The organism is Citrobacter sp. C1, from assembly GCF_014596895.2.
Classification (GTDB): Bacteria; Pseudomonadota; Gammaproteobacteria; order Enterobacterales; family Enterobacteriaceae; genus Citrobacter; species Citrobacter gillenii.
The window spans coordinates 2,848,331-2,867,176 of sequence record NZ_CP115035.1 but is presented as its reverse complement, the minus strand read 5'-3'; the positions used below and the strand labels follow the sequence as shown (position 1 = coordinate 2,867,176).

Sequence of the window (18,846 nt, the reverse complement as noted above, 5' to 3'; positions counted from 1 at the left end):
TGAAGCCTGACCCTTTAATCACACACAGCGCCATCCGAAGAATCGGAGGTGAGGCTATGACCAGAATGAGCACCATTTACAGCAGACTTTCATATGGAACAGGAACCACGCTGACCGGCTGCGGTGTATCAGCGAAGGCATATGCCGAAACAGCTAAAACAGCAAAAGAGGTGTCCTGGATGTTGGCCGACAGAATTGCAGGGTTAAGCCTGAGCGACTGGGCAATTATTGTCGGTATCGCATGCACTGTTATTACGTGTGCAGTGAACTGGTATTACAGGAAAAAGGAAAGGGAGGACCGGCTTAATGGTAATGTCACCAAAGCTGAAGAATAAACTGAGCGCAGCGGTCGTTGGTTTGATTCTTGCCGGGGCTTCCGCGCCCGTGATTCTCGATCAGTTTCTGGATGAGAAAGAGGGTAACAGCACAACAGCGTACAAGGACGGCTCTGGTATATGGACCATTTGCCGTGGCGCCACGATGGTTGATGGTAAGCCGGTAGTTCAGGGCATGAAGCTGTCAGCAGAGAAATGTGCCCAGGTAAACGCCATTGAACGCGATAAAGCGCTGGCGTGGGTTGGGCGAAATATCAAGGTACCACTGACCGAACCACAGAAAGCCGGGATCGCATCTTTTTGTCCGTATAACATCGGTCCCGGAAAATGCTTCCCGTCTACGTTCTATAAGCGCATCAATGCTGGCGACCGTAAAGGAGCCTGTGAAGCGATCCGCTGGTGGATTAAAGACGGTGGCCGCGATTGTCGTCTGACCAAAGGCCAGAAAAATGGCTGCTATGGGCAGGTAGAAAGGCGAGACCAGGAAAGCGCGCTGACGTGCTGGGGGATAGGCCTGTGAGTCGACTATCCACAATTATCTTAGGTGCGGTCATCTGCATCATCGTATCACTTGGCTGGGCTGTTAATCACTATCGCGATAACGCCACCGAATACAAGAAGCAGCGTGATGAGAAAACTCAGGCTCTGAATTTGGCTAACACTACCATTACAGATATGACAACTAGGCAGCGAGAAGTTGCTGCACTGGATGCTAAATACACGAAGGAATTAGCAGATGCGAATGCTGAAAATACTGCTCTGCAGCGCAAGCTTGATAATGGTGGGCGGGTGTACGTCAAAGGCAAGTGTCCAGTGCCAGCCTCAACCGAAACCACCAGCTCCTCCAGCATGGGCAATGATGCCGCCATCGAACTCTCTCCAGTTGCTGGACGAAACGTTCTCGGTATCCGCTCAGGAATCATCAATGACCAGGCAGCATTGAGGACATTACAGGAGTTCATCGCTAATCAGTGCCTTAAGTAGCTATTGCTCGTTTATTAATACGATGAATTGAAATATATTAACCTTCACATACATGTGGAGGTTTCTATGTCTTCTTGGCAGTGCCCATATTGCGGGCATCTTTCAGTTTTCGAAAAAATTCAAAAGAAAGATAACGAATTCGCTATTAGTGCTGACACTAAGTATGGAGCGCTGGTGTTTGAGTCATGGGTTAATGTTTGCCCAAATCCTGAATGCAAAGAGTTCACATATGCCTCGAGGGTTTCATCTGCAGAGCTTGTGGGAGGTTTCTACCACGCAACTAAGGAAATCGAATCTTGGGTAAACAGACCAAATGGACAATACAAACAATTTCCTGACTATGTTCCTGCCCCAATACTTGCAGATTACAAAGAAGCCGTTTTGATTAAAGACCTCTCGCCAAAGGCATCAGCGACACTCTCGCGTCGATGTCTTCAGGGGATGATCAGGAATGTTTGGAATGTCAAACCAGCAAGATTGGTCGATGAGATAAAAGCCATTGAGGGCCAGATAGAATCTGGTATGTGGAAAGCCATTGATGCTATTCGCAATATTGGCAATATTGGTGCTCATATGGAAAATGACATTAACGTGATCGTTGATGTTGATCCAGACGAAGCGGAAATGCTTATCGGTCTACTAGAGCTACTTATTCAAGAATGGTACATAGAAAGGCATGAAAGGCAGCTAAGAGTTGAAGCTATCACTGCCTTGGCCGCAGAAAAAAAAGCAATGAAACAAGCTAGATAATCGGTTTTTGACGATTTTTTTATTGTCATCATCATACTGATTGCAGCAGGCATACGCTGAAAGTCTGTGATAATCATGTTGAAACTGCTATGAAATTACATCAAATTATCTATGCCATACATACCATGTTGATAATAGATAAGGAGTTACTATGTTAGAGGGATATTTCGGAAACGGACCAGCTGAAAAAGATAGAAAACGCTTACTGGCTGTCCAGGCAGCTCTTGAAATTTCCAAAGCAACGGTTGCATCCGCAACTGCGATTGCTGGTGTGAAATCAGGCTACGATTTAGAGCATGTAACGAAAAAAGTTGAAGCATTGGCAGATGCAATACAGGCAGCCCTAGATAAATAATTGCTTTCTTAAGGTAACAATTTCATTGCCATCACAAAGGCCACCTTCGGGTGGCTTTTTTAATGGCTTGAACCATAGGAATAGAACCATGGCAAAACCGGACTGGGGAGCGCTGCAAGACCAGTTCCTCACCGAACATGCCAAATCCGGTCCCCCCCAATGAACTGGTGCGATTAGCTAGGACTGATTAACACATCTGCACGGCCAACTGAATTGTGGACTGGCCCGATACCGGTAGATGATCCTGTTCTAAGCATTATCTAGAGAAAACGATATTCATTCTCATTTACGGGGACCTTTCCGGTGTTCCGGCCTGTTACGGGGCGGCGACCGCGCAGATTCTCGCTATTTATGAAAATTTTCCGTTAGTGGCCGTTTCCAGTTTCTTTCCGCGTACGACAAAAACTTTATTCAACAGACAGGACAATACCGATGCCAGCCCGAGCTAAGCGTCCATGCCGGCACAAAGGATGTGCGGCAATCACCAACGATGCCAGTGGGTATTGTGACCAACACCGACAACAGCATGTTGGTGATGGTTGGAGAAACTATCAGGCAGGTAAGAGCAGACAGGATCGAGGATATGGTCGGCTCTGGGAAATCATACGGGAGCGTGTCCTACAGCGTGATCAATACCTGTGTCAGAACCATCGCCGGCAGAAGATAGCGAAGAAAGCGACCAGCGTTGACCACATCATCCCAAAAGCTCATGGCGGCACTGATGACGATTCCAATCTTGAGTCGTTGTGCTGGGAATGCCACAGAGCGAAGACAGCAAGAGAACATATTCGATGATAATATTCACTGCTGTAATGCATAAGAACTGTTTCTACATTCATGCAGATACCCGGAAGGAATTTTGGGTGTTTTTAAGTAAAACACTGGGATGGGGCAAATTTGAGTTAATTCGCCCCTCTGACGAGTTTAGCCCTACTGGAGGGTTGTTTGAATTAGTCGAAGTGCGTTCGGCAGATTCAGAACCCCCTGAGTCAGTAACTGTAGGGTCAAATGTTTTATGGCGTCTCCCGGAAGCTCTCGGAGTTTTGAAATCAATCCCTTCTTCTGATCTTCAGATATATTTGCGACACGGATTATATCCTCAAGGGCAACAATCGTGTCATTGTGTAACCGAACGGTTTGAACCTTAAGGATTGCACTTAAGCCGCCATCATCAAGAAGAAAATCAATTCCTTTCTCTGTAATGTTGCAGTATGGGGCGTTGAAGATAAAATCAACGCCAGCCATTGTTTCGCTGCGTACGAAAGGTGTAGAAACAAGACTATGCATTTCAAGATATAGCATGCACGCCACAAAGTGATCATAGTTATCAAACTTCTCAATGAGGTCTCGCTCCTGTGCCTTGTTTAAAGAGTTAGGAGCACAATCTATAAGAGCGTTGAGGATCTCAAGTTGTAAGGCTCTATCATATTTTCTAGTTTTATCCATTTCTTAGACTCCATCGTTTATTTATTGAGAATAACTGAAGACACTATGCTGAACATCCTGATGGATGACCAGTATCTGCTTTTGCATGCTTTCTTGCTGTCATCTTCAAGGGGGAGGGGGGGATAAAATCCCTGACCCCTTTCGCGCTTTAGGACTGCCCGCTTCCTCGTATTTTTATACCCGCGAAAAATGAAATTTAACCAGGAGTGTCGCTTATGGCTGGAACGGCGGGGCGTTCCGGGCGTCGCCCCAAGCCAACGGCGCGCAAGGAGCTGGCAGGGAACCCCGGCAAACGAGCCCTGAATAAAGAGGAACCTGTATTCACTCCGATTAAAGGTGTGGCACCACCTGACTGGTTTTCTGAGGATGATGGTCTGCCAATGGCGGCCGTCATGTGGGAACTGACCACGAAAGAATTATGTGGACAGGGATTACTGTGTGTTACCGATCTTGCCGTACTTGAGCGCTGGTGTGTTGCATATGAGTTCTGGCGCAGGGCGGTTAAAAATATCGCCAGAGAAGGGCTGACTATCACTGGTGCTATGGGGGGGAAGATAAAAAACCCTGAGCTAACCGCAAAGAAAGAGCAGGAATCGGAGATGAGCTCTACCGGCTCCATGCTTGGCCTTGATCCCAGCAGTCGACAACGCCTAATCGGCCTTGCCGGACAGAAGAAAACCTCTAACCCATTCCTGAAGATGATCAACTCATGAGCCGGAAATCGTACCCCAACGTAAACGCCGCGAATCAATACGCCCGCAACGTTGTGCGGGGGAAAATTCCGGCGTGCCAGTTTGTCATTCAGGCCTGCCAGCGTCATATCGATGACATGGCGGCTGAAAAGAGTAAGAAATTTCGTTACCGCTTCGATAAAGACATGGCAGAAAAGGCCGCGAAATTTATCCAGTTGTTGCCACATACAAAAGGAGAGTGGGCATTCAAGCGGATGCCGATCACTCTGGAGGCATGGCAACTGTTTATTGTGTGCTGCGCCTTTGGCTGGGTCCAGAAAGGGTCGAAGCTTCGACGATTTCGCGAGGTTTACACGGAGATACCGCGTAAAAATGGGAAATCAGCTATTTCGGCAGGTGTGGCGCTGTACTGTTTTACCTGTGATAACGAGTTTGGCGCTGAAGTATATTCCGGGGCCACAACTGAAAAACAGGCGTGGGAAGTATTCAGACCAGCTCGTCTGATGTGTAAGCGCACCCCGCTGCTGGTGGAAGCGTTCGGGATTGAAGTTAATGCGTCCAACCTGAACCGGCCAGAAGATGGCGCGCGTTTTGAGCCGCTGATTGGTAACCCTGGGGACGGCGCTTCACCGCACTGTGCGATTGTTGACGAGTATCACGAACATCCCACAGATTCGCTCTACACCACTATGCTGACGGGTATGGGGGCGCGGCGACAACCACTAATGTGGGCGATCACGACGGCGGGTTACAACATTGAGGGTCCATGCTACGACAAACGGCGTGAAGTGATTGAGATGCTGAACGGCACAGTACCGAATGAGGAATTGTTCGGCGTGATATACACCGTCGACGAGGGGGATGACTGGACCGATCCTAAAGTGCTGGAAAAAGCTAACCCGAATATGGGCGTGTCGGTCTATCGTGACTTTCTCCTCAGCCAGCAACAGAGAGCTATTAATAACGCCCGTCAGGCTGGTGTATTTAAAACTAAACACCTCAACATCTGGGTTGCAGCCCGTGCCGCTTTCTACAACCTGGTTTCCTGGCAGAACTGTGAGGATAAGACACTTACGCTGGAGCAATTCGAAGGACAGCCATGTGTTCTGTCTTTCGACTTGGCGCGCAAGCTGGATATGAACAGTATGGCGCGGTTGTTCACCAGGGAAATTGACGGCAAGACACATTACTACAGCGTTGCTCCCCGCTTCTGGGTTCCCTACGACGCAGTATTCAGCGTTGAAAAGAACGAAGATCGTCGTACTGCGGAGCGATTTCAGAAATGGGTTGAAATGGGACTGCTTACAGTTACTGATGGCGCTGAAGTTGATTACCGCTACATCCTTGAAGAGGCCAAGGCGGCAAACAAGCTCAACCCAGTCAGTGAGTCACCGATTGACCCGTTCGGCGCGACGGGGCTTTCACATGATCTGGCTGATGAAAGCCTTAATCCGATCACTATTGTTCAGAACTACACCAATATGTCTGATCCGACGAAGGAGCTGGAAGCCGCCATTGAGTCAGGCCGCTTTCATCACGACGGGAACCCGATTATGAGCTGGTGTATCAGCAACGTCGTCGGGAAGTATTTGCCCGGTAATGACGATGTGGTTAAACCCATCAAAGAGCAGAACGAAAACAAAATCGATGGCGCGGTTTCGCTGATTATGGCAATCGGACGGGCAATGTTGAATAGCCGGGCGAGTAATTCATCCGTTTACGACGAGGAAGATGTAGCATGCTAATGACGTTTTTAAGTTTTTTTATCGGCCTCGCCGGAGCCGCGTTACTGTCTGCCGGTGCCTGGCTTATTTCACCTGCAGCCGGGCTTATTACTGGCGGTTCAATCTGCCTGCTGTGGTCATTTTTAATCGCGAAATCAATGTCTGCCAGCGTAATTAAATCAGGGGGTGAATAATGTTCATTCCCCAGATGTTTCGGGGTAAATCTCAGTCTGGTGGTGGCTTCTGGCAGGCGATGCTGGGTGGTGTGAGTTCCAGCCAGAGCAAGGCGGGGATCGTTATCACTTCTGAAACCGCAATGGCGTTATCGGCGGTCCGGGCATGTGTAACGCTTCTGGCAGAATCGGTGGCGCAGCTGCCGTGTGAACTTTACAGGCGAGGCGCTAACGGAGGTCGTGAACGGGCGACTGACCACCCTGTTTATGATCTGATTCATTCCCAGCCCAATAAAAAAGACACCTCGTTTGAATACTTTGAGCAGCAACAGGGCCTGCTCGGGCTGGAGGGGAATTGCTACTCGATCATCGACAGGGACGGGAAAGGATATCCCCGCGAATTAATCCCGGTTAATCCCAAAAAAGTCATCGTCCTGAAAGGGCCTGACGGGATGCCCTATTATGAACTCCCCGAAATTGGCGAAACGTTGCCAATGCGCATGATGCATCATGTGAAGGTTTTCTCGTTGGATGGTTATATCGGTAGCTCTCCAATCCAGACGAACGCAGACGTTCTTGGGCTAAACCTCGCCGTGGAAGAGCATGCTTCTCAGGTCTTTCGCCGTGGTACAACGATGAGCGGCGTTATTGAGCGTCCAAAAGACGCTCCGACGATCAAAAGCCAGGATGCTATCGACCGCCTGCTGGCAAAGTGGACGGACAGATATTCCGGCGTCAGAAACGCCTTCTCTGTTGCATTGCTTCAGGAAGGGATGAGCTACAAGCAGTTATCTCAGGACAATGAGAAAGCGCAGCTGTTGCAGTCCCGTCAGTGGGGCGTGGAGGAAGTGTGCCGGCTCTATAAAATCCCGCCTCATATGGTGCAGATGCTGGCGAAAGCCACGAATAACAACATTGAGCACCAGGGGCTGCAGTTTGTGATGTACACGCTGTTGGCCTGGCTGAAGCGCCATGAAGGCGCATTAATGCGCGATCTGCTTTTACCCAGCGAGCGCGGTGATCTGTACATTGAATTCAATGTTTCTGGCCTGCTGCGCGGGGATCAGAAGTCACGCTATGAATCTTATGCATTAGGCCGCCAGTGGGGCTGGTTATCGGTTAACGACATTCGCCGCATGGAGAACCTTCCTCCCATCGCCGGAGGGGATAAATACCTGACGCCTCTGAATATGGTCGACAGTAAACAAATCTTACCTGGCAATAACGCGCCAACAGCTAAACAACTGGCAGAAATCGAAACTATTCTGGCCAGAGCCTGATTATTCCCCGCGCTGCGGGCTGACCTGGTATATCTCATGACAACAAAATTAATTAATCTGCCGCATCTGGCAGAGATGGTCTTTGGCGTTCCTCATTACGCTACACAACAGACGATGGACGCCGTGAAGGCGGTATTGCTTCCCCGCATTCAGGGAACGGTGACGGATCCGGTCATTACGATGGCACTTAATCCGGATGATTCGCCATCCCCGGAAGAGCTTCAGCCAGCCAGTGATATTGCTGTGATACCTGTTCACGGGATACTGGTCCCCCGGCGCGGGCAAATTACAGCGATGTGTACCGAACTGACAAGCTATGAGCGAATCCGCAGCCAGCTGCATTCGGCATTAAATGACCCATCAATCAGTGAAATCGTTCTGGATATTAATTCCGGTGGCGGTCACGCATCAGGGTGCAAAGAGCTGGCTGATTATATTTATCAGTCGCGAGAAACGAAACCGATCACCGCTATTGTGAACTTTAATGCCTTCTCTGCCGCGTATTTTATCGCGTCGGCCTGCAGCAAGATTGTCGCCAGTCAGACCAGTGGCGTTGGCTCTATCGGGGTGATCATGGAGCACCTGGATACGTCAAAGCTGGAAGAGATCATGGGCGTAAAATTTACTGCACTCTACCGGGGAGATAACAAGAATAATGGCACGTCACATGCCGCGTTGAGTGAATCGGCTCTGACGATGTTCAACAAAATGCTCGACGATATGTACGAGACATTTATTTCCTCTGTTGCTGAGTATCGTGGCCTTAAACAGCAGGCAGTAATCGATACCCAGGCGGGACTTTACTTCGGCGCTGATGCCATTTCTGCTGGTCTTGCTGATGAAGTTTCGGATCCTCAGTCTGCGATTAATGCCATTGCAGCAAAGTACAAACAACCTCAACAAACCACTTCCATAAAGTTGCAGGCAGCCGCGATGGACCTGCAAACCAGAATGTAACCCGGCGCTAACGCGTCATTACCAGAAAGCAGCCAACAGGCTGCTTTTTTTTATGCCAAAAAGAGAGAAAAAACATGGATCATATTGAAGAATTGCGTCGTGAACGTGCGGGTATTAATCAGAAGGTTCAGGTACTGGCGGCAGTAGAAACTGGTGGCGGTACGCTGACAGCGGAGCAGTTAACCGAATTTGCCAGCCTGCAGCAGCAGTTCACGGATATCAGCGCCAAGATTGAGCGTCTGGAAGCGGCTGAACGTGCTGCAGCGCTTGTCGCCAAACCGGTTAAAGCCACACAGCAGGCTCCTGGTATCAGCGTTAAAGCAGAGCCAAAGCAATATACCGGCGCAGGAATGACCCGTCTGGTGATGTCGATTGCGGCAGCACAGGGTAACGTCCAGGACGCTGCAAAATTTGCAGCTGAAGATCTGAATGACCAGTCTGTCTCGATGGCCATCAACACTGCCGCCGCTTCAGGTGGCGTTCTTATTCCGCAAAACCTTCACAGCGAGATGATCGAACTGCTGCGCGATCGCACCATCGTTCGTAAGCTGGGCGCGCGCTCCATTCCGCTGCCGAACGGCAATATGGCGCTGCCGCGTCTGGCCGGTGGTGCGACGGCGAGCTACACCGGGGAAGGCAAGGATGCGAAAGTATCAGAGGCCCGCTTTGATGATGTGAAACTCACTGCGAAAACCATGATTGCAATGGTGCCAATCTCCAACCAGCTGATTGGTCGTGCTGGCTACAACGTGGAGCAGCTGGTCCTGCAGGATATTCTGACCGCGATTTCTGTTCGTGAAGATAAAGCCTTTATGCGTGATGACGGTACCGGTGATACGCCTGTCGGTATGAAAGCGCGGGCAACTGAGTGGAACCGCCTGCTTCCGTGGGAAGCTGCTGCAGAGGTTAATCTGCAGACGATTGATACCTATCTCGACAGCATCATCCTGATGGCGATGGACGGCAACAGCAACATGATCAGCTGCGGCTGGGGTATGTCGAACCGTACCTACATGAAACTGTTCGGTCTGCGCGACGGTAACGGTAACAAGGTCTACCCGGAAATGGCCCAGGGGATCCTGAAGGGATTTCAGATTCAGCGTACCAGCGCTATCCCGGCAAACCTCGGTGACGGCGGCAAAGAGTCAGAAATTTACTTCGCTGACTTTAATGACGTGGTTATCGGTGAAGACGGCAACATGAAGGTGTCGTTCTCGCAGGAAGCCTCCTACCAGGACGGGGATGGCAATCTGGTTTCCGCGTTCTCCCGTAACCAGTCGTTGATCCGCGTGGTGACGGAGCACGATATCGGCTTCCGTCATCCGGAAGGTCTTGTTCTCGGGACAAAAGTGCTGTTTTAACCGGTCCTGCACTCTGTGCGACCACGGTCGCACAGAGTAATAGCACGTAATTCCCCAGGCCCGCAGCAGCGGGTTTTTTCTTTTCAGGAGCAAAACGATGACAACGAAAGCGGCAAAAGCAGCGGCGGCTGCAGCCGGTGATGTGAAAAAACCGGATGAACTGACGCCGGAAAATACAGTGGACGGGGATGACGGTCAGAATACTGCAGCGGGTTCAGGTGAGGCAGGTGTTGATCTTACCGGAAGTGAAACAAACGGGGCCACGGGCCTGACGGGAGCAGAAGTGGCGCGGAAAGCGGTTTTTTTCCTGGGACCCTATCATCGTTATTCACGCGGTGATACGGCCTGTTTTGATGTTGAGTATGCAGAGAAACTGGTTGAACGCCATATTGCGGTATGGCCAGAAGATGCGGAAAAGGCGCTGAGTCCCCGCAAGGGAGCCGATGACCATGATACTGAAATTGGATGATGTGAAAACCCAGCTCCGTCTGGAGCCGGATTTCACGGAGCATGACGACATGCTCACTAAAATGGTGGCGGCGGCGCAAAAGAGTATTGAGCGTGACTACTACTGCAAACTGGTGGGAAGCGATGACGAACTGCAGGCGCTGCCGGAAGGGGTACGCGGTTTTGTGGCGGATGAAGATATCCAGCTGGCCATGCAGTACCTGGTCGGGGATGCGTATCTGAATGGTTTCACTGGTCAGTGGCTGGAGACGGCTGCGGTCCGGCATCTTCTTTTCCCGTTGCAGGAGAACACCGTATGAGCCTGAAGCCGGAAGAGATGACCTGCCGTCTTTCGATTGGGTATATGCAATCCGGCCGGGGGCCGCTGGGTGAACATCTGCCGGAGCAGCTGGTCGCGACCGGGAAAGCCTGGGCGAAGCGCGAGCTGGTATCGGGCAGAAAGGTCCGCACACTGGATCAACAGCAGGTTGTTGAAACGTGTCTTTTTACCACTCATCCGAACCTGAATATTGATATCGACTGGAAAATAACGACGTCTGACCGGGTTTATACCGTTCGTAACGTCGAACGTCTTGCGGACCGCATTATCATCACAGGGGAGGCAGACGCACGTCATGATCGAGCTGGCATTAAAGACAGCACTTGAACGCCTGACCGGGCTGGATGTTTATCCTCTGCTCCTGACTGATGAGCTGCAGGAGGGGATTACTTACCAGTGTATTTCCGATCCGGAGCTGTACGCCGGACTGTTGCGCACAGGTCTGATTGCGGGCCGCTTCCAGATAGCGATTCATCTGCTTAATGACTACACCCGCCTGTTACAGCTGGATAAGAAAATAAGCGCGGAATGGACCGCTATCGTGCATGGCCAGCTGGAGGGTTTTCCCGTGCAGAATGTGGTCCGTGGTGGAATACAGCAGAGTAAAACGGTACTGACCAGCGGCAATATTCAGTACCGGCTCGTGCGGGATTTTACCTTTCACTACCGGGACGCCTCACCATGATCACTATGGACGTAAAAGGGTTGGACGAGCTGGAGCGGCAGCTTACTGCGCTCGGTGAAAAGGTCGGCACGAAGGTGTTACGTGATGCAGGGCGTGAGGCGCTGAAAGTGGTGGAAGAAGACATGAAACAACATGCCGGCTTCGACGATGCGTCCTCTGCAGAGCATATGCGTGATTCCATCAAAATTCGCTCTTCCACCCGGAAAGGTCGCGGAAATACGGTGGTCACCCTTCGGGTTGGCCCCAGCAAAAAGCATTACATGAAAGCGCTGGCCCAGGAGTTCGGGACGGTTAAACAGGTTGCCGATCCGTTCATCCGTCCGGCACTGGATTACAACGTCCAGAAGGTTCTGCGCATTCTGACCGTAGAAATCCGCAATGGCATTCAGAACAGGTAGCAACCGCTGCCCACTATTTAAGAGAGAATCATTATGGCTGATGAAAATAACACGCCAAAATCATCCCCTGAGTACGCAATGCTTCCTGCCGGGACGGTGGTGAAGTTTGGGGAGGTAGGTGCCGCTGTAGCGGCGTTGAAACCCCTGATTAACTGTAAGGCACTGGGCGCGACAGGTCAGACGGGAGGATTTGTCGACTGCACCACCCTGCTGGACAAGAGTAAGCAGTCGGTGTCAGACCTGCCGGAAGGGCCGGAGAAATCGCTGGGATTCATTGACGACCCGGAAAACGAAGATTTCACCGCGTTCCTCAATGCTGCAGAACAGCGTAAGACAGTTCAGTTTTATATTGAGCTGCCGAACAAACGAACGGCTTCAATGATCCTTGCGCTTTCAGGCTGGCAGATGAACGAAATCACGGCGCCTGCCAGTGAAGTTATCCAGATTACGGTGCAGGGTAAGCAAAATAACATTAAATGGGGGATTGCCGCCCCGGCGCCAGATGCCGGAGCGTAATCCGTTTCCCGTTACACACCGCCTCCGGGCGGTTTTTTTTCGTCTGAAAAACAGGATACACCATGTCTGAATTTAGCCTCTCCGCACTGAAAAATGCACTGCTCAAAACGAAATCCACGCCTACTGAAACTGAAATTTTAGGCACAAAGGTTTACCTGCGTCGGCTGACGGCGGCTGAGCTTATTGATCATGAAGATGCACTCATCGAGGCGCAGACCTCTGGCAATGCCCGCATGGCGTCTGAGCTGAGCGTACAGATTGTTATCGACAGCCTGGTTCAGCCTGACGGCTCGCCGATTAAAGCCAAAGACAAACCCACGGCGAAGGAGCTGCTGGCGGCACACGATAACGTTGCGCTTCTGGATGCCATCGACAAAGTGAAAAAGCACGCCATCGGTAAGCTGGAAACCGCCGAAAAAAACTGAGTGACTCGCCCTGGCTGGAGCTGATTTTCTGGCTGGCCGACCGCTGGGGCGAGCCTGACCCGTCAAAAATTGCGGCGCTTCCGGCTGACACGCTTTTCCACTGGCGTGCTTTCTTCCTCAAACAGGGCATTTTCAAAAAGCCTTCGCCAGAAGGTTCTGACAATAACCCGCCCCCTGTTAAATCCACCACCGCCGCCGTGAATCCGAGTCTGGATGCGCAGTGTGCGGCAGTCATGAAGGTATTAATGTAATGGGTGACGTTGCCTCTCTTGCCGTTGGGCTGCATCTGAATGCAGCGAACTTTAAATCGCAGCTGATGAGCGCCTACGGCAGCGCTGAGAGTCAGTCACGCCAGTTTAACCGCAATGCCCGGGCTGATGCGAAAAAGACGGAGGATGCCTGTAAGCGTGTTTCTGCTTCGGTATCAGGGCTGGCTGGCAGGCTGGCAGGTTTTGCCGGGGCGGGGTTATCGCTGGGCACCATTATCAGCACCACGCGGCAGTACAGCCAGTCGTTGTCGGATTTGCAGGCTATCACCGGTGCCACCAGTGCGCAGATGAAACTGTACGATCAGGCGGCGCAGGAAATGGGCCGCACAACGGAATACAGCGCATCACAGGCCGCCGAGGCCATTAAACTGATGGCTTCGGCAAAGCCTGAACTGCTGAGTACCTCTGCGGGGCTGACTGCGGCGACCAAAAGCGCGTTAACGCTGGCCCAGGCGGCAGGGACGACGCTTCCGGATGCCACCCGAACGCTGGCCCTGTCATTAAACCAGTTCGGGGCGGGAGCCAGTGAAGCCGACAGGTATATCAACGTGCTGGCTGCTGGCGCGAAATTTGGCTCGTCGGAGATAGCCGATACTGCTGCCGCGATTAAAAATGGCGGGGTGGCAGCGGCACAGGCTGGCGTGGGTTTTGAAACCCTCAATGCCGCCATACAGATACTGGCGGAGCGAGAAGTGAAAGGCGGCGAAGCCGGGACCGCACTGCGCAACGTGATCCTGAATCTGGAGAAGGGAACCGATAAGACCCTGAAGCCTTCTGTTGTCGGGCTGAGCCAGGCGCTGGAGAACCTGGCGGGAAAAAACCTGTCAACCAGGCAGGCCGTAAAGCTGTTCGGGGTGGAAAACCTCAGCGCGGCATCCATCCTGGTGCAGAACCGCGAGAAGGTGGAGTCGCTGACTGCCGCCCTTACCGGTACGCAGACCGCGCATGAGCAGGCCGAAATCAGGGTAAATAACCTGAACGGCGATCTTCTCAGCCTGACTTCGGCTTTTGAAGGTCTGATTATTAAGGTAGGACAGAGCGGAAACGGTCCGCTGCGCAGTGGTGTTCAGACCGTTACCGATGCCATTAATGGCCTGACGGATAATTTTAATACGGTTGCCAACGTTGCGCTGTATACGCTGATTCCTGTTCTGGCGACAAAACTGACGGCAGGTATCAGGGGGAACATCGGTGCCTGGGTTGAGCAGCAGCAGGCGGTCAGGGCCAGCGCGATGGCGCAGGCCGATATGGCGCGAAAAACGCTGGAAAGTACCGCTGCCACGCTGGCGCAGAATAACGCAGAATTCGGGCGTTATCGGGAAATGGAGAAAAGCGCCAGACAATTTGGCCTTAACGTGAGTTACCAGAGCGAGTTTAACCGCTTAATCCGCCAGGAAACCGAGCAGACACTGCTCTCTACCCAGGCAAAGAGCCAACTGAATGCTGCCAATAAACAGCTTTCCGTTTCAGCCCGCGCAGTCTCTGCAGCAGTAGGTATGGCCAGAGGGGCGCTGGCACTGGTGGGCGGTCCGGTGGGGGCGGCGATGCTTGCCGGTTCGGCGTTGCTATATTTCCATAATCAGGCGAAGAATGCCCGCCAGTCAGCGATTGACCTGAAAAATGCTGTTGTTGAAACGAATGAAGAGCTAAAAAAACTGTCGCTTAACCAGCTCAATGTGAAGCAACTGGACATTGATGAACAGTTTGAGAATCAGGTTATTCAGCGAAATAAACTGATTAAAGAAATTCAGGATGCGGAAAGCCGTATTGATGGATTGAGTGGCTTTGATCCGTTCGGACAACTTAAAGGCGTACAGAACGATAAAACCCGCTACAAAGGGGATCTGGATGCCGTTGAGCAGGGGTTAAAACTCCTCAAAGAACGGCAAAAAATTGTCAAAGAGGCTATAGAACAGGCTAAATCAGGGAAAACCGATACCACGCCTAAGCCGGATAAACCTGGGAATGAAACAGGCAGCGATAAACCCGATACCCCCTGGACCGGGGAAGGCGGGGATACGGGTAAGGGGCAAAAGGCGAAGGTTAACCAGTATGAGCAACTGCGGCGTGAAATCGAAGCGGCGCATGCTTCCAGTCTCGGACGAATCAACCTGCAGGAGCAGGAAAGCGCCAGGAAACTCCTTGAAGCCGCCCGCGCTGACGGAGCCAGCGAGGCCGATATTCAGAAGACGCTGCTGCTGAATGCTGAAAATTATCAGAAACAGCGCCTCGAACTGGCAGAACAGTATGCGCCGGCCAGAGCAACTCTTACGAAAGAGCGCGAAGCGAGTCAGGAGTTGAAGTCACTCCTGGATGCCCGTCTTCTGGATGAAAAGGAATACCAGACGGCCAGAATCACGCTGGCACAAAGTACGGCCCGCGAACTGTTACAGGCACAGGCAGCGGCAATGTCTGCCCCTCTGATTGATATCGCCGGGACGGTTGATCCGCTGGCAGGACTGCGCAATCAACTGACCGAGCGCCAGTCACTGCTGCAGGCGTTTTATCAGAATGATGCGATCAACAAAGAGCAGTACGAACTGCTGAAGCAAAAGACGGATAAAGATTCCGCTGATGCGCAGTACCAGACGGCGGTGGAGCTTTATAAGTCGCAGGGGAATCTGAACAGCCTCGCCATCGGCCTGATGGAAACCACCCAGGAGCGAACCTCCAACATGCTGACCGGCATGCTGAACGGGACGCAGACACTCCGGGACGGGATGATTGGGTTATTTTCCTCCCTGACACAGTCGGTGATTAAAAATCTTGTCGATATGGCAGCGCAGGCGCTGATTACCAACACCATCCTGAAATCCATTATGGGCATCGGCGGCAGTCTTTTTGGCGGTGCAGCCACGGCGAGTACCGGCACGGCCATCAGCAGTTTTGGCAGCAGTTTTAGTTTTAATGCGAAAGGCGGTGTTTATGACTCACCTTCATTAAGTGCCTACAGTAACGGCATCTATGACAGCCCGACCCTGTTTGCTTTTGCAAAGGGGGCAGGCGTGTTTGGTGAAGCTGGCCCGGAAGCCATTATGCCTCTGGCAAAAACGACTGACGGTACACTGGGTGTCAGGGCGCTGGGGGACCCGGGTTCCTCTGGTAGTGGTATGAATGGGGGGATTGTTTATTCACCTGAGTATCACATTACCATCCAGAATGACGGGCAAAACGGGCAGATAGGGCCGCAGGCATCGCAGATGCTGGTCAAAATGGTCGACACGCGTGTCATGAGTATCCTGAGAACTCAGGGACGTGATGGCGGCATGCTGGCGGGAGGATAAGTGAAAACCTTTCATTGGGCACCCAGGGAGGGGATGCAGTCTTCTGTTTCCCCTTCGGTGACAACCATAAAATTTGGGGATGGCTATGAGCAACGTCGCCCGACCGGACTCAACCATCAGTTAATTAACTTCCAGCCTGTTTTCCGTATAACGTCGGACAATTCCCGCACCGCACTTGAAGCGTTTCTGGCCGAGCACGGAGGATATAAAGCCTTTCTGTGGCGACCGCCAAAATACAACCGCACGATAAAAGTTGTCTGCCGGGAGTGGTCTGTTACGGACAACGTCACGTATTCCGATTTCAGCTGTAAATTTGAGCAGGTCATTGCTTAAGGATCCTTATGCAAGATATTCCTCAGAACACCCTCAACGAAACCACGAAAACCGAACAGTCGGCCCGCATTGATTTGTGGGAAATCGACCTGACGGCCTTTGGTGGCCAGCGTTACTATTTTTCAAATGAACTGAACGAGAATGGCGAGCCGATCACCTGGCAGGGCCGGAAGTATGACGTTTACCCGATACAGGGAACCGGGTTCGACCTGGTAGGGAAAGGGACTACCGCCCGCCCGACGCTGGCGGTGTCGAACCTGTTTGGCATGGTTACGGGACTTGCGGCAGATATGCAGAGCCTCGTCGGGGCCACGGTGGTAAGGCATGTTGTGTACGCCCGTTTTCTCGATGCGGTGAACTTTACAGGCGGCAATCCGGAGGCCAACCCGGAACAGGAAGTGGTCAGCCGCTGGGTGATTGAACAACTGTCTGAGCTGAAAGCCACCACGGCGACCTTCGTGCTGGCCACACCGACCGAAACGGACGGCAGCGTGTTTCCGGCGCGGATCATGCTGGCTGATGTCTGCAACTGGACCTACCGTTCTGATGAGTGTGGTTACATCGGGCCGCCTGTGGCGGATGAGTTTGACAAGCCCACGACAGACCCGGCAAAAGATGCCTGCAGCAAATGCCGTACCGGCTGCGAGCTGCGTGATAACCTGCCGCGCATCGGCTGCTTCCTCTCGATTAACCGTCTTTCCTGATGGATACACATATGAACAAAACACTCCTGGCGCATGCTGCTTCGTGTGCGCCCGCTGAATCATGCGGCTGGGTGGTGAATACGCCTGCCGGGGAGCGGTATTTTCCCTGCCAGAATCTTTCCGCTGAACCGACCCTGTATTTTCGCATGGATCCGGCAGATTACCTTCAGGCACAGGCGGCGGGCGATGTGGTGGCCCTGGTACACAGCCATCCTGATGGCCTGCCGTTTCTCAGCGATGTTGATCGCCGCCTGCAGGTGCAGAGTGACCTGCCGTGGTGGCTGGTCTGCGATGACCGGATATACAAATTTCGTTGCATGCCGTTCCTCACCGGTCGGGTATTTGAGCATTGCGTGACGGACTGTTACACCCTGTTCCGCGATGCGTACCATCTGGCCGGTATTGAGATACCAGATTTTGCGCGGAAGGAGGACTGGTGGAAGCAGGGGGATAATCTGTATCTGGATAATCTGGAGGCGACCGGTTTTTACCGGGTGAATGCCACAGAGGCCCAGCCCGGAGACATTCTGATTTGTTGTTTTGGTTCATCGGTTGCCAACCATGCTGCGATTTACTGCGGCGACGGCGAACTGTTGCACCATATTCCTGACCAGCTCAGTAAACGCGAGAGGTATACCGACAAATGGCAACGCCGCACACACTCGATATGGCGACACCGGGCATGGCACGAGTCTGCCTTCACGGGGATTTACAACGATTTGGCCGCAGCTTCAACCTCAGTATAAAAACGGGGGCCGAGGCCATTTACGCGCTGGCCATGCAGGTTCCGGGCTTCCGGAAGAAAATGAATGATGGCTGGTATCAGATACGCATCGCCGGTCAGGATGTGAATGAAACCAGCCTGTCAGCCCGTCTGCACGAGCCGTTGCCGGACGGGGCCATTATTCATATTGTCCCACGCATGGCTGGGGCGAAATCTGGTGGTCTGTTCCAGGTGGTGCTGGGAGCAGTGGCAATAGCCGCGTCCTTTTTTACAGCAGGGGCTTCACTGGCAGCCTGGGGAGCAGCGTTATCTGCCGGTGCTATTTCGGCATCCTCGGTTCTGTTTTCACTGGGGGCGGCCATGATGCTGGGTGGTGTGGCGCAGATGCTGACGCCGCAGGCAAAAATCCCCTCGTCCAGGCAGACCGATAACGGTAAACAGAATACCTATTTTTCGTCGCTGGACAACATGGTGGCGCAGGGTAATGCCCTGCCGGTGTTATACGGTGAAATGCTGGTCGGTTCCCGCACGATCTCCCAGGAAATCAGCACACGGGATGAAGGTGGCGGGGGGCAGGTGGTGATTATCGGTCGCTGACTTACTGCAGCATATTTGTATTTACACAGAACCGCCTCCGGGCGGTTCTGTCGTTTCAGAGGGAACA

The 18,846-nt window shown here is 52.2% G+C and carries 25 protein-coding genes; 24 read left to right on the top strand and 1 reads right to left on the bottom strand.

The features are described 5' to 3' along the window. The first annotated feature begins 56 nt into the window (after positions 1-56). The 6 genes from IB214_RS13875 (at position 57) to IB214_RS13850 (ending at position 3,219) form a co-directional block, all read left to right on the top strand. Positions 57-335: a phage holin gene (locus tag IB214_RS13875; protein WP_003832349.1), complete on the top strand. Its 279-nt coding sequence runs from the start codon at positions 57-59 to the stop codon at positions 333-335. Beyond that, the gene (locus tag IB214_RS13870) at positions 307-855 is read left to right on the top strand and encodes a lysozyme (RefSeq protein ID WP_049268778.1); all 549 of its coding nucleotides are present in this window, start codon (positions 307-309) and stop codon (positions 853-855) included. The genes IB214_RS13875 and IB214_RS13870 overlap by 29 nt, the downstream gene beginning before the upstream one ends. Then, positions 852-1,319 carry a lysis protein gene (locus IB214_RS13865; RefSeq protein WP_049268777.1) on the top strand — a complete coding sequence of 156 codons (468 nt, stop codon included), beginning with the start codon at positions 852-854 and terminating at the stop codon, positions 1,317-1,319. Before IB214_RS13870 ends, IB214_RS13865 begins: the two co-directional genes overlap by 4 nt. 66 nt (positions 1,320-1,385) lie before the next feature. Beyond that, positions 1,386-2,069, top strand: coding sequence for a DUF4145 domain-containing protein (locus IB214_RS13860; protein WP_049268776.1), 684 nt, complete (start codon positions 1,386-1,388; stop codon positions 2,067-2,069). 151 nt (positions 2,070-2,220) lie between these two features. Further along, a complete protein-coding gene (locus tag IB214_RS13855) occupies positions 2,221-2,424 on the top strand; it encodes a hypothetical protein (RefSeq protein ID WP_049268775.1) in 204 nt (67 codons plus the stop codon). A gap of 432 nt (positions 2,425-2,856) precedes the next feature. Beyond that, positions 2,857-3,219: an HNH endonuclease signature motif containing protein gene (locus tag IB214_RS13850; RefSeq protein WP_075207154.1), complete on the top strand. Its 363-nt coding sequence runs from the start codon at positions 2,857-2,859 to the stop codon at positions 3,217-3,219. Between the two features lie 135 nt (positions 3,220-3,354). On the opposite strand, the gene IB214_RS13845 is transcribed toward IB214_RS13850, so the two are convergent. Further along, complete coding sequence (locus tag IB214_RS13845) at positions 3,355-3,870, bottom strand: hypothetical protein (RefSeq protein ID WP_003841965.1); 516 nt, start codon at positions 3,868-3,870, stop codon at positions 3,355-3,357. Positions 3,871-4,085: 215 nt separating this feature from the next. On the opposite strand from IB214_RS13845, the gene IB214_RS13840 reads away from it, so the two are divergent. From IB214_RS13840 to IB214_RS13755, 18 genes are all read left to right on the top strand, one after another. Next, entirely contained in the window at positions 4,086-4,583 is a 498-nt protein-coding gene (locus tag IB214_RS13840) for a phage terminase small subunit P27 family (RefSeq protein WP_003832359.1), read from the top strand. After that, a complete protein-coding gene (locus tag IB214_RS13835) occupies positions 4,580-6,307 on the top strand; it encodes a terminase large subunit (RefSeq protein WP_016150031.1) in 1,728 nt (575 codons plus the stop codon). Before IB214_RS13840 ends, IB214_RS13835 begins: the two co-directional genes overlap by 4 nt. Further along, entirely contained in the window at positions 6,301-6,480 is a 180-nt protein-coding gene (locus IB214_RS13830) for a hypothetical protein (RefSeq protein WP_003832363.1), read from the top strand. Before IB214_RS13835 ends, IB214_RS13830 begins: the two co-directional genes overlap by 7 nt. Next, on the top strand, positions 6,480-7,739 hold the full coding sequence (locus IB214_RS13825) for a phage portal protein (RefSeq protein ID WP_095715875.1): 1,260 nt from the start codon (positions 6,480-6,482) through the stop codon (positions 7,737-7,739). Before IB214_RS13830 ends, IB214_RS13825 begins: the two co-directional genes overlap by 1 nt. 36 nt (positions 7,740-7,775) lie before the next feature. Then, positions 7,776-8,696 carry a S49 family peptidase gene (locus IB214_RS13820; RefSeq protein WP_095715874.1) on the top strand — a complete coding sequence of 307 codons (921 nt, stop codon included), beginning with the start codon at positions 7,776-7,778 and terminating at the stop codon, positions 8,694-8,696. A gap of 74 nt (positions 8,697-8,770) precedes the next feature. Continuing rightward, positions 8,771-10,057, top strand: coding sequence for a phage major capsid protein (locus IB214_RS13815; RefSeq protein ID WP_095715873.1), 1,287 nt, complete (start codon positions 8,771-8,773; stop codon positions 10,055-10,057). A 97-nt stretch (positions 10,058-10,154) separates the two neighbouring features. Further along, positions 10,155-10,526, top strand: a complete 372-nt coding sequence (locus IB214_RS13810) for a hypothetical protein (RefSeq protein WP_095715872.1) — start codon at positions 10,155-10,157, stop codon at positions 10,524-10,526. After that, a complete protein-coding gene (locus IB214_RS13805; RefSeq protein ID WP_095715877.1) occupies positions 10,507-10,824 on the top strand; it encodes a head-tail connector protein in 318 nt (105 codons plus the stop codon). Before IB214_RS13810 ends, IB214_RS13805 begins: the two co-directional genes overlap by 20 nt. Then, positions 10,821-11,171 carry a phage head closure protein gene (locus IB214_RS13800; protein ID WP_003832373.1) on the top strand — a complete coding sequence of 117 codons (351 nt, stop codon included), beginning with the start codon at positions 10,821-10,823 and terminating at the stop codon, positions 11,169-11,171. The genes IB214_RS13805 and IB214_RS13800 overlap by 4 nt, the downstream gene beginning before the upstream one ends. After that, positions 11,140-11,529: a hypothetical protein gene (locus IB214_RS13795; protein ID WP_095715871.1), complete on the top strand. Its 390-nt coding sequence runs from the start codon at positions 11,140-11,142 to the stop codon at positions 11,527-11,529. The genes IB214_RS13800 and IB214_RS13795 overlap by 32 nt, the downstream gene beginning before the upstream one ends. Then, positions 11,526-11,927 (top strand): HK97-gp10 family putative phage morphogenesis protein, encoded by a 402-nt coding sequence (locus IB214_RS13790; protein WP_032943069.1) that lies wholly within the window; start codon positions 11,526-11,528, stop codon positions 11,925-11,927. The genes IB214_RS13795 and IB214_RS13790 overlap by 4 nt, the downstream gene beginning before the upstream one ends. A gap of 33 nt (positions 11,928-11,960) precedes the next feature. Continuing rightward, positions 11,961-12,443: a hypothetical protein gene (locus tag IB214_RS13785; protein ID WP_003832379.1), complete on the top strand. Its 483-nt coding sequence runs from the start codon at positions 11,961-11,963 to the stop codon at positions 12,441-12,443. A gap of 62 nt (positions 12,444-12,505) precedes the next feature. Next, complete coding sequence (locus tag IB214_RS13780) at positions 12,506-12,868, top strand: phage tail protein (protein WP_095715870.1); 363 nt, start codon at positions 12,506-12,508, stop codon at positions 12,866-12,868. Positions 12,869-13,118: 250 nt separating this feature from the next. Next, a complete protein-coding gene (locus tag IB214_RS13775; RefSeq protein WP_117341959.1) occupies positions 13,119-16,421 on the top strand; it encodes a phage tail tape measure protein in 3,303 nt (1,100 codons plus the stop codon). A 33-nt stretch (positions 16,422-16,454) separates the two neighbouring features. Beyond that, the gene (locus IB214_RS13770) at positions 16,455-16,754 is read left to right on the top strand and encodes a phage tail protein (protein WP_071242655.1); all 300 of its coding nucleotides are present in this window, start codon (positions 16,455-16,457) and stop codon (positions 16,752-16,754) included. Positions 16,755-16,762: 8 nt separating this feature from the next. Then, entirely contained in the window at positions 16,763-17,458 is a 696-nt protein-coding gene (locus tag IB214_RS13765; RefSeq protein ID WP_095715866.1) for a phage minor tail protein L, read from the top strand. A gap of 11 nt (positions 17,459-17,469) precedes the next feature. Beyond that, positions 17,470-18,204, top strand: a complete 735-nt coding sequence (locus IB214_RS13760) for an NlpC/P60 family protein (protein WP_095715865.1) — start codon at positions 17,470-17,472, stop codon at positions 18,202-18,204. Next, on the top strand, positions 18,102-18,779 hold the full coding sequence (locus IB214_RS13755) for a tail assembly protein (protein ID WP_095715864.1): 678 nt from the start codon (positions 18,102-18,104) through the stop codon (positions 18,777-18,779). The genes IB214_RS13760 and IB214_RS13755 overlap by 103 nt, the downstream gene beginning before the upstream one ends. The last annotated feature ends 67 nt before the right edge of the window (positions 18,780-18,846 follow it).

Bases quoted from the DNA above. Each gene is read 5' to 3' on its own strand.
- IB214_RS13875 (WP_003832349.1), top strand. From the start codon at position 57: ATGACCAGAATGAGCACCATTTACAGCAGACTTTCATATGGAACAGGA.
- IB214_RS13870 (WP_049268778.1), top strand. From the start codon at position 307: ATGGTAATGTCACCAAAGCTGAAGAATAAACTGAGCGCAGCGGTCGTT.
- IB214_RS13860 (WP_049268776.1), top strand. From the start codon at position 1,386: ATGTCTTCTTGGCAGTGCCCATATTGCGGGCATCTTTCAGTTTTCGAA.
- IB214_RS13855 (WP_049268775.1), top strand. From the start codon at position 2,221: ATGTTAGAGGGATATTTCGGAAACGGACCAGCTGAAAAAGATAGAAAA.
- IB214_RS13850 (WP_075207154.1), top strand. From the start codon at position 2,857: ATGCCAGCCCGAGCTAAGCGTCCATGCCGGCACAAAGGATGTGCGGCA.
- IB214_RS13845 (WP_003841965.1), bottom strand. From the start codon at position 3,870: ATGGATAAAACTAGAAAATATGATAGAGCCTTACAACTTGAGATCCTC.
- IB214_RS13840 (WP_003832359.1), top strand. From the start codon at position 4,086: ATGGCTGGAACGGCGGGGCGTTCCGGGCGTCGCCCCAAGCCAACGGCG.
- IB214_RS13835 (WP_016150031.1), top strand. From the start codon at position 4,580: ATGAGCCGGAAATCGTACCCCAACGTAAACGCCGCGAATCAATACGCC.
- IB214_RS13830 (WP_003832363.1), top strand. From the start codon at position 6,301: ATGCTAATGACGTTTTTAAGTTTTTTTATCGGCCTCGCCGGAGCCGCG.
- IB214_RS13825 (WP_095715875.1), top strand. From the start codon at position 6,480: ATGTTCATTCCCCAGATGTTTCGGGGTAAATCTCAGTCTGGTGGTGGC.
- IB214_RS13820 (WP_095715874.1), top strand. From the start codon at position 7,776: ATGACAACAAAATTAATTAATCTGCCGCATCTGGCAGAGATGGTCTTT.
- IB214_RS13815 (WP_095715873.1), top strand. From the start codon at position 8,771: ATGGATCATATTGAAGAATTGCGTCGTGAACGTGCGGGTATTAATCAG.
- IB214_RS13810 (WP_095715872.1), top strand. From the start codon at position 10,155: ATGACAACGAAAGCGGCAAAAGCAGCGGCGGCTGCAGCCGGTGATGTG.
- IB214_RS13805 (WP_095715877.1), top strand. From the start codon at position 10,507: ATGATACTGAAATTGGATGATGTGAAAACCCAGCTCCGTCTGGAGCCG.
- IB214_RS13800 (WP_003832373.1), top strand. From the start codon at position 10,821: ATGAGCCTGAAGCCGGAAGAGATGACCTGCCGTCTTTCGATTGGGTAT.
- IB214_RS13795 (WP_095715871.1), top strand. From the start codon at position 11,140: ATGATCGAGCTGGCATTAAAGACAGCACTTGAACGCCTGACCGGGCTG.
- IB214_RS13790 (WP_032943069.1), top strand. From the start codon at position 11,526: ATGATCACTATGGACGTAAAAGGGTTGGACGAGCTGGAGCGGCAGCTT.
- IB214_RS13785 (WP_003832379.1), top strand. From the start codon at position 11,961: ATGGCTGATGAAAATAACACGCCAAAATCATCCCCTGAGTACGCAATG.
- IB214_RS13780 (WP_095715870.1), top strand. From the start codon at position 12,506: ATGTCTGAATTTAGCCTCTCCGCACTGAAAAATGCACTGCTCAAAACG.
- IB214_RS13775 (WP_117341959.1), top strand. From the start codon at position 13,119: ATGGGTGACGTTGCCTCTCTTGCCGTTGGGCTGCATCTGAATGCAGCG.
- IB214_RS13770 (WP_071242655.1), top strand. From the start codon at position 16,455: ATGCAGTCTTCTGTTTCCCCTTCGGTGACAACCATAAAATTTGGGGAT.
- IB214_RS13765 (WP_095715866.1), top strand. From the start codon at position 16,763: ATGCAAGATATTCCTCAGAACACCCTCAACGAAACCACGAAAACCGAA.
- IB214_RS13760 (WP_095715865.1), top strand. From the start codon at position 17,470: ATGAACAAAACACTCCTGGCGCATGCTGCTTCGTGTGCGCCCGCTGAA.
- IB214_RS13755 (WP_095715864.1), top strand. From the start codon at position 18,102: ATGGCAACGCCGCACACACTCGATATGGCGACACCGGGCATGGCACGA.